This is a genomic window from Pseudomonas sp. M2(2023), assembly GCF_030263955.1.
GTDB classification, from domain to species: domain Bacteria; phylum Pseudomonadota; class Gammaproteobacteria; order Pseudomonadales; family Pseudomonadaceae; genus Aquipseudomonas; species Aquipseudomonas asiatica.
In genome coordinates, this window is record NZ_CP127114.1 from 4,503,080 (window position 1) to 4,515,453 (window position 12,374).

Sequence of the window (12,374 nt, forward strand, 5' to 3'; positions counted from 1 at the left end):
TTCCTGTGGGAGATCGCCCAGTCCTTTGGGCTGCGCTGTCGCGTAGGGAACCGAATTCGCAAGCGGTACGCGTACCCTGTGGGAGCGGCTTTAGCCGCGAAGAATCCAACGCGGTGCATGGCCCCGGCTGCGCCGGTGTTCGCGGCTAAAGCCGCTCCTACAGGGGGGCGCGTCAAGCCATCGGGGTTCGGCTCAATCGAGAATCACCAACCGGTTGGGCAACTCGTTACGTGCATGGGTAGGCGGCACATGTTCGCTGAGCAGTTCGCCGCATGCCTCGATGCACTCGACAAACCCCTGCAAGGTGCGGCCCTGGCGTACCTGTTCGGCAAGGCGGGCGACGATGGCCGCGCGGGCGGTGGCATCGAGATGGCGCTCAATACCGCGGTCGACCAGGATCTCCACATGCCGCTCTGCCTCGCTGACGAAGATCAGTACGCCCGTGGCACCAGCAGTGCGCTGCAGGTTCTGTTCGCGAAACTGCTGGCGGGCCAGGCGCGAAGCACGCCAGCGGCGCAGGGCCCGGGGGATCAGCCAGTCGGCCAGGCGCGGGCTGCGCAGCAGCAGGCACAAGCCTACGAACAGCAGCACATTGGCCACCAGCAAGCCACGCACTCCGGGCCAACCCAGCAGCCAGTGCAACAGGGCCGGCACGGCCAGCGCCAGCACGGCGGCCCAGAACAACGGCCAGTAGGCATAATCGTCGGCCCGGCGGGCCAGCACCGTCACCAGTTCGGCATCGGTGCGCCGTTCGGCACGGGCAATGGCTTCGGCGATCTGGCGCTGATGGTATTCGTCGAGGGGGGTCATGCCGTCGGTCTCTTGAGCGTTCTTATAGTTGTTGTCCCGGCATTCGGGGCTTCGTCCGCAGGCGACATATTCAGGCATAATCCGCCGCTGGAAGAAATGCCTGCGAATCGTACAACAATAGCCGCCTGAAAACTTCGGCCGCGCGCGTATCACCGTGGATACGGCACAGGCCTCACAACGGAATTGATGATGAAACTGTCTTTGCTGGGCCTGGCCATGGGCCTTGCCAGTCAGGCGGCACTCGCCGCCCCCTCCGCCCCGCCCCTGCAGGACAAGCAGGCGTTCATCGACCATCTGATCAGCCAGATGACCGAAGCCGAGAAGATCGGCCAACTGCGCCTGATCAGTATCGGGCCGGAAATGCCCAAGGATAAGATCCGCGAGGAAATTGCCGCCGGGCGCATCGGCGGTACCTTCAACTCACGCACGGCCCCCGAGAACCGCCCCATGCAGGACGCGGCGATGCGTAGCCGGCTGAAGATTCCGATGTTCTTCGCCTACGACACCGTCCACGGCGAACGCACCATTTTCCCGATCGGCCTGGGCATGGCCGCGACCTGGGACATGGACGCCGTCGCCAAGGTCGGCCGCACCGCCGCCATCGAAGCCGCGGCCGACGCCCTGGACATGACCTTCGCACCGATGGTCGACATCGCCCGCGACCCGCGCTGGGGCCGCACCAGTGAGGGCTTCGGCGAAGACACCTACCTGACCTCGAAGATCGGCCAGGTGATGGTCCGCTCGTTCCAGGGCAGCAGCCCGGCCAACCCCGACAGCATCATGGCCATCGTCAAGCACTTCGCCCTGTATGGCGCGGTGGAAGGCGGGCGCGACTACAACACGGTCGATATGAGCCTGCCGAAAATGTACAACGACTACCTGCCACCCTACCGCGCCGCGCTCGACGCTGGTGCCGGCGGGGTGATGGTGGCGCTGAACTCGATCAACGGCGTGCCGGCCACCTCCAATACCTGGCTGATGAACGACCTGCTACGCAAGGAGTGGAGCTTCAAGGGCGTGACCATCAGCGACCACGGTGCCATCCAGGAACTGATCCGCCATGGCGTCGCCCGCGACGGGCGCGAAGCCGCCAAACTGGCGATCAAGGCCGGCATCGACATGAGCATGAACGACACCCTGTACGGCGAAGAGCTGCCAGGCCTGCTGAAGTCTGGCGAAGTGACCCAGGCCGAACTGGACCAGGCAGTGCGCGAAGTGCTGGGTGCCAAGTACGACATGGGCCTGTTCGAGGACCCGTACGTGCGCATCGGCAAGGCCGAAACCGACCTGAAGGACTACTACGGCAACGACCGCCTACACCGCGATGCCGCGCGTGACGTGGCGCGCCGCAGCCTGGTACTGCTGGAAAACCACAACCAGACCCTGCCGCTGAAAAAGGCCGGCACCATCGCCCTGGTCGGCCCGCTGGCCGATGCGCCGATCGACATGATGGGCAGCTGGGCTGCCGACGGCAAACCGATGCACTCGGTGACCGTGCGCGAAGGCCTGCGCCGCGCCGTGGAGGGCAAGGCCAAGCTGGTCTACGCCAAAGGCTCCAATGTCACCGGCGACAAGGCGATGTTCGATTACCTGAACTTCCTCAACTTCGATGCTCCGGAAATCGTCGACGACCCGCGCCCGCCCGCGGTGCTGATCGACGAGGCGGTGAAGGCGGCGAAGCAGTCCGATGTGGTGGTGGCAGTGGTCGGCGAATCCCGCGGCATGTCCCACGAGTCGTCGAGCCGTACCACCCTGGAAATACCGGCCAGCCAGCGGGAGCTGATCAAGGCCCTGAAGGCCACCGGCAAGCCGCTGGTGCTGGTGCTGATGAACGGCCGCCCACTGTCGATTGCCTGGGAACGCGAGCAGGCCGACGCCATTCTGGAAACCTGGTTCGCCGGTACCGAAGGCGGCAACGCGATCGCCGACGTACTGTTCGGCGATTACAACCCGTCCGGCAAGCTGGCCATCACCTTCCCGCGTTCGGTCGGGCAGATCCCGATGTACTACAACCACACCCGTATTGGGCGGCCCTTCACACCGGGCAAGCCGGGCAACTACACCTCGCAGTACTTCGAGGAGCCGAATGGCCCGCTGTACCCGTTCGGCTATGGCCTGAGCTACAGCAGCTTCGAGCTGTCGGGGCTGAAGCTGTCGAACAAGGACCTCAAGCGTGGCGACACGCTGGAAGCCAAGGTGACGGTGAAGAACACCGGCAAGGTGGCAGGCGAGACCGTGGTGCAGTTGTACCTGCAGGATGTATCGGCATCGATGAGCCGCCCGGTGAAGGAACTGAAGAACTTCCAGAAGCTGATGCTCAAGCCTGGCGAGTCGCGCACGTTGAGCTTCCGCATCAGCGAAGAAGACCTGAAGTTCTACAATGGCCAACTGCAACGGGTTGCCGAGCCAGGGGAATTCAATGTCCAGGTCGGGCTGGATTCCCAGGCGGTGCAACAGCAGAGCTTTGAACTGCTGTAACTGACAGGTTTTGCCTGTACCGGCCCCTTCGCGGGCTTGCCCGCTCCCACAGGTACTCCGCAAGCAGATGGCCTGCGCGATACCTGTGGGAGCGGGTTCACCCGCGAAGAGGCCGGCCCTGATACCCCATTCATCCGGATCCGCCCCATGCCCTTTTCCGTTCGCGCCCTGCGTCTGGGGCTGATCTCCCTGCTGATCGTGCTGGGCACCGCCCTCAGCGCCGGCTGGGCCATGCACCAGGCCAAGCGCCAGGCCATGGAAGCCGACGCCCAGCGGGCCAGCCAGCAGTTGGGCCTGTACGCCAATGCCCTGCACACGCTGATCGACCGCTACCGCGCCCTGCCCGCCGTGCTGGCGCTGGACCCGGAACTGATCGCCGCCCTGCGCGGCCCGGTCAGCGAACCGATGCAGGACGCCCTGAACCGCAAGCTCGAACGCATCAACGGCGCTGCCAACTCCTCCACCCTCGAACTGCTCGACCGCACCGGCCTGGCCATCGCCGCCAGCAACTGGCGGCTGCCCAGCAGCTATGTGGGCTCCAACTACGGTTTCCGCCCCTACTTCAAGCAAACCCGCAGCCAAGGCAGTGGCCGCTTCTACGCAGTCGGTGTGACCAGTGGCGTGCCGGGCTACTTCCTCGCCAGCGCGGTGAACGACGAGCATGGCCGCTTCCTCGGCGCCATGGTGGTGAAGCTGGAGTTCCCCGAGCTGGAACGCGAGTGGCGCCAGGGCAGCGACATCCTGCTGGTCAGCGATGCCCGTGGCATCACCTTCATCGCCAACCAGGACGGCTGGCGCTACCGCGAGCTGCAGCCGCTCAATGGTGCCGACCGTGCCGAACTGGCCGAAACCCGTCAGTACGACAAGCAACCGCTGGTGCCGCTGCAGCACCAGGTGCTGACCCGCTTTGCCGCCAACAGCACCCTCAGCCGCGTGCAAGGCCCGGAGGGTAGCGCCGAGTACCTGTGGGAAAGCCTGCCGCTGGAAAGTGAAAACTGGACCTTGCATCTGCTGCGCAAGCCGCAGGTGGCCGCCGACGGTCGCAATGCCGCCCTCGGCGCCGCCGCCGTATGGCTGAGCCTGGTGTTCGCTGCGCTGTTCGTCAGCCAGCGCCTGCGCCTTGCCCGCCTGCGCCAGCGTAGCCGGGAGGAGCTCAAGCGCCAGGTCGAGGAACGCACCCGTGAGCTGCGCACCGCCCAGGAGGGGCTGGTGCAATCGGCCAAGCTGGCGGCGCTTGGGCAGATGTCGGCGGCCATGGCCCATGAAATCAACCAGCCGCTGACCACCCAGCGCATGCAGCTGGAAACCCTGCGTCTGCTGCTCGACCATGGCCGATATGACGAAGCACGCCAGGCACTGGAGCCGCTGGAGCAGATGCTCACGCGCATGGCCGCGCTCACCAGTCACCTGAAAACCTTCGCCCGCAACAGCCCGGTCGGCCTGCGCGAACGCCTCGACCTGGCCACCGTGGTCGACCAGGCACTGCACCTGCTGGAGGCGCGTATTCGCAGCGAAGAAGTGGAGGTAGCCCTGTACCTGGCGCGCCCGGCCTGGGTGCGCGGCGATGCCATTCGCCTGGAGCAGGTGCTGATCAACCTGCTGCGCAATGCCCTCGACGCCATGGCCGACAAGCGCTACAAACGCCTGGAAATCCGCATCGAGCCCGACGGCGAGCTATGGCGCCTGAGCGTGCTGGATTCGGGTGGCGGCATTGCCGAGGCCAACCTGGCCAAGGTCTTCGACCCATTCTTCACCACAAAGCCGGTGGGTGAAGGCCTTGGGCTGGGGCTAGCCATTTCCTACGGCATCGTCCACGAGGCCGGCGGCAAGCTGCAGGCCGAAAACCTGCCTGGCGGTGCGCGCCTGAGCCTTACCCTCCCCCGTGACCTGGAGCCTGCATGTTGAATTCAGTGATCGTCGTCGATGATGAAGCCAGTATCCGCACGGCGGTCGAGCAATGGCTGAGCCTGTCGGGCTTCAGCGTGCAACTGTTCGCCCGCGCCGAAGAATGCCTGGCACACCTGCCACGGCACTTTCCCGGGGTGATCATCAGCGATGTACGCATGCCGGGCATGGATGGCCTGCAGTTGCTCGAACGCCTGCTGGCGGACGACCCCGACTTGCCGGTGATCCTGCTGACCGGCCACGGCGATGTGCCCATGGCAGTGGAAGCCATGCGCAGCGGGGCCTACGACTTCCTGGAAAAACCTTTTACCCCGCAGCACCTGCTGGGCAGCCTGCGCAGGGCCCTGGAAAAGCGCCAGCTGGTCTTGGAAAACCGCCGGCTGCACGAGCAGGCCGATCTCAAGTCACGCCTGGAAGGCACACTGCTGGGTATGTCCCAGGGCCTGCAACAGCTGCGTCGGCAAGTGCTGGACCTGGCCAGCCTGCCGGTCAATGTGCTGATCCGCGGCGAAACCGGCAGTGGCAAAGAGCGCGTGGCCCGCTGCCTGCACGATTTTGGCCCACGCGCCGGCAAGCCGTTCGTCCCCCTCAACTGTGCAGCCATCCCCGAGTCGCTGTTCGAGGCCGAGCTGTTCGGCCATGAAAGCGGCGCTTTTACCGGTGCCCAAGGCAAGCGCATCGGCAAGCTGGAGTACGCCAACGGTGGCACGGTGTTCCTCGACGAAATCGAAAGCATGCCACTGGCCCAACAGGCCAAGCTGCTGCGGGTGATCCAGGAACAGAAGCTGGAACGCCTGGGGGCCAACCAGAGCATCAGCGTCGACCTGCGCATCATTGCCGCGACCAAGCCCGACCTGCTCGAAGAAGCCCGCGCCGGTCGCTTCCGCGAAGACCTTGCCTATCGCCTGAACGTGGCCGAGTTGCGCCTGGCGCCGTTGCGTGAACGGCGTGAGGACATTCCACTGCTGTTCGAGCACTTTGCCCGTGCCGCCGGCGAAAAGCTTGGTCGCGCAGCCCCGCCACTGTCGGGCGCGCAACTGGCGCAGCTGCTGTCGCATGACTGGCCGGGCAACGTGCGTGAGCTGGCCAACGCGGCGGAGCGGCATGCATTGGGGCTGGGCTCGCCGAACATCGAGGTGACGCCTGCCGGGCAGTCGTTGAGCGAACAGATGGAAGCGTTCGAGGCGCAATGCCTGCGCGCGGCGCTGCGCCAGCACGGGGGCGAAATCAAGGCGGTGATGGAGGCCTTGCAGCTGCCGCGGCGCACGCTGAACGAAAAGATGCAGCGGCATGGGTTGGTGCGCGAGGACTTCATCGAGCGGGAATGAGCGGAAATCCGCCTATCGTGCTCGCTCACTAAGCAAATAACCGCTCATTAGCAGGATTCTTTTGGGACTGCGTTGCAGCCCTTCGCGGGCACGCCCGCTCCCACAGGGAAACGCGAAGAGTCAGACGTCACGCGGTCCCTGTGGGAGCGGGTGTGCCCGCGAAGGGGCGCGCAGCGCCCCCATTTGAAGCCCAATGCACCCATTTGGCACACCTTCTGCAATCACCTGTGCAAGCTGCGCTACGGCGCGCTCCACAAAAACAACGAGAAGGTATCCCTGATGGATAATGCCACCTCCCTGCCAGCCGGGGCGTCCACCGCGCCTGCCACAGAAAAAACCACCGCCAGCCGCCTGAAGTCGATCTTCAGCGGGTCCATCGGCAACATGGTCGAATGGTACGACTGGTACGTCTACGCCGCATTCTCGCTGTACTTCGCCAAGGCCTTCTTCCCGGCTGGCGATTCCACCGCACAATTGCTCAATACCGCCGCGATCTTCGCCGTGGGCTTCCTCATGCGCCCGATCGGTGGCTGGTTGATGGGCCTGTACGCCGACCGCAAAGGCCGCAAGGCCGCATTGATGGCCTCGGTACTGCTGATGTGCGCAGGCTCGCTGGTCATCGCCCTGACCCCGGGTTACGAAACCATCGGAGTCGCCGCACCCATCCTGCTGGTCATTGCACGCCTGATGCAGGGCCTGTCGGTGGGTGGTGAATACGGCACCTCGGCCACCTACCTCAGCGAGATGGCCAGCAAGGACCGCCGTGGCTTCTTCTCCAGCTTCCAGTACGTCACCCTGATCTCCGGCCAGCTCATCGCCCTGGCGGTACTGATCGTCCTGCAACAGACCCTGACCACCGAGCAGCTGTATGCCTGGGGCTGGCGCGTACCGTTCGTGATCGGTGCGCTGTGCGCCGTGGTGGCCCTGTACCTGCGTCGCGGCATGGAAGAAACCGCCTCCTTCACCAAGAAGGAAAAGGCCAAGGAAAGCCTGATGCGCACCCTGCTGCGCCACCCCAAGGAGCTGATGACCGTGGTCGGGCTGACCATGGGCGGCACCCTGGCCTTCTACACCTACACCACCTACATGCAGAAGTACCTGGTCAACACCGTTGGCATGAGCATCAGCGACTCGACCACCATCTCGGCCGCCACGCTGTTCCTGTTCATGTGCCTGCAGCCGGTGATAGGCGGCCTGTCCGACAAGATCGGTCGACGCCCGATCCTGATCGCCTTCGGCGTGCTCGGCACCCTGTTCACCGTACCGATCCTCAGCACCCTGCACACCATCCAGACCTGGTGGGGCGCGTTCTTCCTGATCATGGCGGCGCTGATCATCGTCAGCGGCTACACCTCGATCAACGCCGTGGTCAAAGCCGAGCTGTTCCCCACCGAAATCCGCGCCCTGGGCGTGGGCCTGCCGTACGCGCTGACCGTGTCGATCTTCGGCGGCACCGCCGAGTACGTGGCCCTATGGTTCAAGAGCGCCGGCATGGAGAGTGGCTTCTACTGGTACGTGACCGCCTGCATCGCCTGCTCGCTGCTGGTTTACGCGACCATGAAGGACACCAAGCAGCACTCGCGGATTACCACTGAGTGAGTGTGAGCTTGCGGTAATGAAGAAGGGCGCCCCGTTTTCGGGGCGCCTTTTTTCATACATGCGAATGCGTCATGCAATCCAGGTGTACGGTTTGAGGGCTCCAGCGCATGCGAGACGCACCGCGCGGACGGCGCTTGGTTTCAGCAACAGCGCAAACAACAAGCCATACCTCCGAAGCCTTCTGATGAGCCGATTAGAAATCCTATTCGGCTCACAATGTGAGCCGAATAGCCCAATTAATCGGCTCACTGGTATCGGAAAGCAGGCTCAGGACATCTCCAACGCCTGACGCGGCTCACGGCGCTGGTACCAGGTGGCCATCAGCACCAGTACCAGCAACACCCCGCCCAGCACCGCCGAAGAGCCGACCGTGCCGAAGTCCAAACCGCCCTTCTCGTGGGGCTTGGTGAGGAAATCGCCCAAGGTGGCGCCGAACGGGCGGGTAAGCACGAACGCGACCCAGAACAACACCACGCCAGGGATGCGTGTCCAGTAGCGGGCCACCACTACCAAGGCGATGGCACTGCCTATCAACAGTGCGCCACCGGCAAAACCGAGCCCCGAGTCATCGGCCAGGTAATCACCCAGCGCCGTGCCGAGGGTGTTGGAAAACAGGATCGCCACCCAGTAGAACAATTCCCCCGTGCGGTTCTTGATGCGGGTGACATCCAGCGGGTTGCCGCTCAGGCGCCATACCAGGAAGGTCAGCAGCAAGATGCCGATGAGGATGGCCGAACCCGCGGCGTAGCCCAGGCCCAGGGTGCGGTCCATGAAGTCGGACATGGTGGTGCCGGCGGTGCTGGTGGAGAGGATCACCAGCCAGTACAGCATCGGGTGGTAGCGGCGCGAGTACAGCTGGCCGAGCAAGGTCAGCAGGAACACGCTGACAAGCAGCAACGAACTGAGGGCATAGCCGATGTTCAGGGTCATCGACAGCAAATCCCCCGCCGTTTCGCCAAGGGTGGTAGCGCAGATCTTCATGACCCAGAAGGCCAAGGTGATTTGCGGAAGTTTGTTCATTGTTGTGCCGCTCCGGTTTGAGGTGCGGCGATGGTGCTGAGCAGCATTTGAAAAATCGGTTGGTGATGTATGAAAAATGCGTTCAGCAGCCTTCAATGACAAATTTTTCATCCTTAACGCCCCATTAATTCCACCGCCTCAAGCTGAAATGGCTGGCAGAACGTCGGCGCATGGGCGGACACCTGAGCCAGAACCGCTGCCCGAGCCACAAGATGCATGCCAACACATATCGAACTATTCGATTTTTAAGCACTACTATTTGCGCTTTTTAATCAAATTAATCGGCGTAGGATTAAACCCATAGAAACAAAACAACCTCAAAAACCCCTGGAGCAACGACCATGAAAAACAAACTGATCCTTACCCTGGCCCTCTCGGTTTTCGCTGCTGGCGCTTTCGCCGAAGATGGCTTCAACCGCACCAACGCCCACACCTTCGCAGCGACCCAGAGCCAATCCGCTGCCTACGCTGAAGATGGTTTCGACCGTACTGGCGGCCAGCGCTTTGCTGAAGATGGCTTCGACCGCACCGGTGGCCAGCGCTTCGCTGAAGATGGCTTCGACCGCACTGGTGGTCAACGCTTCGCCGAAGACGGCTTCGACCGCACTGGTGGTCAACGCTTCGCCGAAGACGGCTTCGACCGCACTGGTGGTCAACGCTTCGCCGAAGACGGCTTCGACCGCACTGGTGGCCAGCGCTTCGCCGAAGACGGCTTCAACCGCACCAACGCCCACCGCATCAGCTGATCCCTGATGCGAGCACCCAGCCCGGCTTCGGCCGGGCTTGATCATTTTCAGGCGGGCACAGGCTTGGCACACTAGGCGCCTTGTCCACCAGGAGGTAGGGCCAGCAAGCCCAGCACAGATGTATTACTACGAACCCGCAAAAGGCCACGGCCTGCCCCACGACCCGTTCAACGCCATCGTCGGCCCCCGCCCTATCGGCTGGATCTCCTCACAGGACCGCGAAGGCCGCCTGAACCTGGCGCCCTACAGCTTCTTCAACGCCTTCAACTACATCCCGCCAATCATCGGTTTCTGCAGCGTCGGGCGCAAAGACAGCCTGAACAACATCGAGCAGACCGGCGAGTTCGTCTGGAACCTGGCCACTCGCACGTTGGCCGAGCAGATGAACCAGAGCTGCGCACCGGTTGCCGCCGAGGTAAGCGAATTCGAATTGAGCGGCCTCACCGCCACGCCATCAAGCATCGTCAATGTGCCGCGTGTTGGCGAAACCCCAGTGGCCTTCGAGTGCAAGGTCAGCCAGATCGTCCAGCTCAAGCGGGCCGACCAGGAACTGGTGCCCAGCTGGTTGATCCTGGGTGAAGTGGTGGCGGTGCACATTGCCGAGCACCTGTTGAAGAACGGTATCTACGATACCGCTGCCGCCGAGCCGATCCTGCGTGGTGGTGGCCCGGCAGACTATTTCGAGCTGGGCAACCTGTTCAAGATGGCCCGCCCACCGGCCTGATCACCAGATCAGCTCACCCTCTTCGCTGACGCCCTGCAGGCGTTGCAGCTCGGCCGTGGCCGCTTCATCGGCGGCCACGGCGCCCTGGAACACCTGGCCGTCGAGAATCTTGTGAAAGCGCGGCACACCGCCCATGCCCAGGGCCTTGACCGCGATGGCCGCGTTGTAGCCGCCACCTTCCACCGGGACCATCGCCGAAACCGCTTCGAAATACGGAAATTCCCTACGTGCCATATTGCTATCCGCTTCGTTGATCGGGGGCCGGCATTTTACCCTATTTGCCTGTACAGGCCCTATCGCCGGTACAGGCAACACCTCAATCAAAGGTATGCAGATCCAGGCTGCTGACCACCTGTTCCTGTACCAACTCACCAAACACTTCCAGTGTCGGCGAAGCAAAATAGCCACTCATCGCCTGCTGGTCCTGCCAGCTGCCACTGAGCAACCATAAATCGGCATCAGCCTGCGAACGCTGCACCGAAAAACTCAGGCAGCCCGGTGCCCGCAACGAGGGCTCGAGCAAGTCACGCAGGCGCGCGCCCAGCTCCGCCGAGCGCCCGCTGCTGGCACGGATGAAAGCAAGGTGGGTGACCTGTTGTGTCGGGGTCATTGCACAATCTCCTTGAAGCAGGCGGACGAAAAAGCCAGGCTGCCAAGGTTAGGGCCTCGCCCGCGCGACACGTTAGGCCATTACTGCACGCCGATTGCCTGATCCTGCAGCGCGGCAGGATCAGGCAATCGGCGTGCAGCTTTTGACTAGCGCCCGCCATTGCCCAAACCTATGCTGCGTCGGTCAGCAGAGGAAAGCCATCATGACCATCGCCACGTCCATCGACCCAAGCCTGGAACTGCAACGCCAGGAACTGGCCGAGCTGATCCGCCGCCACGCCGGGGAGCCTCATGGCCCGGCATCGGCCATTGATGACCTGTACCTGGTGCGCTACACCGAAAACGTGCGCTCGGTACCGACGCTGGCGCAACCCGCGCTGTGCATCCTCGCCCAGGGTAGCAAAAGCCTGTTCCTGGGTGACGAGCAGTACGCCTACGACCCGCTGCACTACATGGTGGTCTCGGTAACCTTGCCGCTTAGCGGCGTAAAGCTCGACGCCAGCCCCGAGCACCCGAGCCTTGGCCTGCGCATGGACCTGGACCCAGCCGAAATAAGCCAACTGATCGCCGAAAGCGGGCCGATGCTGGTGCCCAACCGGCCTTCCGGTCGTGGCTTGTATGTGGAGAGAACCGACGCCGCGTTGCTCGACGCCTTGCTGCGGCTGATACGCCTGCTGGACACCCCTCGCGACATCGCGATGCTGGCGCCGCTGTTCCGCCGGGAGATTCTGTACCGCCTGCTGCGCGGGCCGCAGGGCTATCGGTTGTACGAAATTGCCTTGGCCAACAGCCAGACCCACCGGGTTTGTCAGGCCATCACCTGGCTCAACCAGAACTACCAGCGGCCTTTGCGCATCGAGGATCTGGCGCGTGAAGTCAACCTCAGCACCTCGACCTTGCACCACCGGTTCAAGGCCGTGACGTCGATGAGCCCGCTGCAGTATCAGAAGCAACTGCGCCTGCAGGAGGCGCGGCGATTGATGCTCAATGACGGCCTCGAGGCAGCGGTGGCGGCCTACCGGGTGGGGTATGAAAGCCCGTCACAGTTCAGCCGTGAATACAGCCGGCTGTATGGCGCGCCGCCGATTCGTGATGTGGCCAGGTTGCGGGCGACTGCTGGCTGAGTTTGGCTTTGCCTGTGCCGGCCTCTTCGCG

At 63.4% G+C, this 12,374-nt stretch carries 11 protein-coding genes; 7 read left to right on the top strand and 4 right to left on the bottom strand.

Annotation, left to right across the window (positions count from 1 at the left end; translation table 11 throughout):
* Positions 1–192: 192 nt before the first annotated feature.
* On the bottom strand, positions 193–810 hold the full coding sequence (locus tag QN085_RS20710) for a TPM domain-containing protein (protein WP_041505625.1): 618 nt from the start codon (positions 808–810) through the stop codon (positions 193–195).
* A gap of 186 nt (positions 811–996) precedes the next feature.
* Between QN085_RS20710 and bglX the strand changes: the two genes are divergently transcribed.
* The 4 genes from bglX (at position 997) to QN085_RS20730 (ending at position 8,120) form a co-directional block, all read left to right on the top strand.
* The gene (gene bglX / locus QN085_RS20715; protein ID WP_023660987.1) at positions 997–3,288 is read left to right on the top strand and encodes a beta-glucosidase BglX; all 2,292 of its coding nucleotides are present in this window, start codon (positions 997–999) and stop codon (positions 3,286–3,288) included.
* A 147-nt stretch (positions 3,289–3,435) separates the two neighbouring features.
* The gene (locus QN085_RS20720; protein WP_024087686.1) at positions 3,436–5,193 is read left to right on the top strand and encodes a sensor histidine kinase; all 1,758 of its coding nucleotides are present in this window, start codon (positions 3,436–3,438) and stop codon (positions 5,191–5,193) included.
* The gene (gene mifR, locus QN085_RS20725; RefSeq protein ID WP_285688209.1) at positions 5,187–6,521 is read left to right on the top strand and encodes a two-component system response regulator MifR; all 1,335 of its coding nucleotides are present in this window, start codon (positions 5,187–5,189) and stop codon (positions 6,519–6,521) included. Before QN085_RS20720 ends, mifR begins: the two co-directional genes overlap by 7 nt.
* Positions 6,522–6,800: 279 nt before the next feature.
* Positions 6,801–8,120, top strand: a complete 1,320-nt coding sequence (locus tag QN085_RS20730) for an MFS transporter (protein WP_003258436.1) — start codon at positions 6,801–6,803, stop codon at positions 8,118–8,120.
* Positions 8,121–8,387: 267 nt separating this feature from the next.
* On the opposite strand, the gene QN085_RS20735 is transcribed toward QN085_RS20730, so the two are convergent.
* Positions 8,388–9,140 carry a COG4705 family protein gene (locus tag QN085_RS20735; RefSeq protein WP_013974024.1) on the bottom strand — a complete coding sequence of 251 codons (753 nt, stop codon included), beginning with the start codon at positions 9,138–9,140 and terminating at the stop codon, positions 8,388–8,390.
* A 341-nt stretch (positions 9,141–9,481) separates the two neighbouring features.
* Between QN085_RS20735 and QN085_RS20740 the strand changes: the two genes are divergently transcribed.
* The gene (locus QN085_RS20740) at positions 9,482–9,886 is read left to right on the top strand and encodes a hypothetical protein (protein WP_003258434.1); all 405 of its coding nucleotides are present in this window, start codon (positions 9,482–9,484) and stop codon (positions 9,884–9,886) included.
* Positions 9,887–10,004: 118 nt separating this feature from the next.
* Positions 10,005–10,610 carry a flavin reductase family protein gene (locus QN085_RS20745; RefSeq protein WP_013974025.1) on the top strand — a complete coding sequence of 202 codons (606 nt, stop codon included), beginning with the start codon at positions 10,005–10,007 and terminating at the stop codon, positions 10,608–10,610.
* Here QN085_RS20745 and QN085_RS20750 read toward each other — a convergent pair whose 3' ends face one another.
* Entirely contained in the window at positions 10,611–10,844 is a 234-nt protein-coding gene (locus QN085_RS20750; RefSeq protein ID WP_023660990.1) for a hypothetical protein, read from the bottom strand.
* A gap of 82 nt (positions 10,845–10,926) precedes the next feature.
* Complete coding sequence (locus QN085_RS20755; RefSeq protein WP_023660991.1) at positions 10,927–11,220, bottom strand: putative quinol monooxygenase; 294 nt, start codon at positions 11,218–11,220, stop codon at positions 10,927–10,929.
* A 202-nt stretch (positions 11,221–11,422) separates the two neighbouring features.
* Between QN085_RS20755 and QN085_RS20760 the strand changes: the two genes are divergently transcribed.
* Positions 11,423–12,343 carry an AraC family transcriptional regulator gene (locus QN085_RS20760; protein ID WP_003258430.1) on the top strand — a complete coding sequence of 307 codons (921 nt, stop codon included), beginning with the start codon at positions 11,423–11,425 and terminating at the stop codon, positions 12,341–12,343.
* The last annotated feature ends 31 nt before the right edge of the window (positions 12,344–12,374 follow it).

What these genes read in the sequence shown, in the direction of transcription:
- QN085_RS20750 (WP_023660990.1), bottom strand. Translation starts at nt 10,844, where the DNA reads ATGGCACGTAGGGAATTTCCGTATTTCGAAGCGGTTTCGGCGATGGTC.
- bglX (WP_023660987.1), top strand. Translation starts at nt 997, where the DNA reads ATGATGAAACTGTCTTTGCTGGGCCTGGCCATGGGCCTTGCCAGTCAG.
- QN085_RS20755 (WP_023660991.1), bottom strand. Translation starts at nt 11,220, where the DNA reads ATGACCCCGACACAACAGGTCACCCACCTTGCTTTCATCCGTGCCAGC.
- mifR (WP_285688209.1), top strand. Translation starts at nt 5,187, where the DNA reads ATGTTGAATTCAGTGATCGTCGTCGATGATGAAGCCAGTATCCGCACG.
- QN085_RS20745 (WP_013974025.1), top strand. Translation starts at nt 10,005, where the DNA reads ATGTATTACTACGAACCCGCAAAAGGCCACGGCCTGCCCCACGACCCG.
- QN085_RS20740 (WP_003258434.1), top strand. Translation starts at nt 9,482, where the DNA reads ATGAAAAACAAACTGATCCTTACCCTGGCCCTCTCGGTTTTCGCTGCT.
- QN085_RS20720 (WP_024087686.1), top strand. Translation starts at nt 3,436, where the DNA reads ATGCCCTTTTCCGTTCGCGCCCTGCGTCTGGGGCTGATCTCCCTGCTG.
- QN085_RS20730 (WP_003258436.1), top strand. Translation starts at nt 6,801, where the DNA reads ATGGATAATGCCACCTCCCTGCCAGCCGGGGCGTCCACCGCGCCTGCC.
- QN085_RS20760 (WP_003258430.1), top strand. Translation starts at nt 11,423, where the DNA reads ATGACCATCGCCACGTCCATCGACCCAAGCCTGGAACTGCAACGCCAG.
- QN085_RS20710 (WP_041505625.1), bottom strand. Translation starts at nt 810, where the DNA reads ATGACCCCCCTCGACGAATACCATCAGCGCCAGATCGCCGAAGCCATT.
- QN085_RS20735 (WP_013974024.1), bottom strand. Translation starts at nt 9,140, where the DNA reads ATGAACAAACTTCCGCAAATCACCTTGGCCTTCTGGGTCATGAAGATC.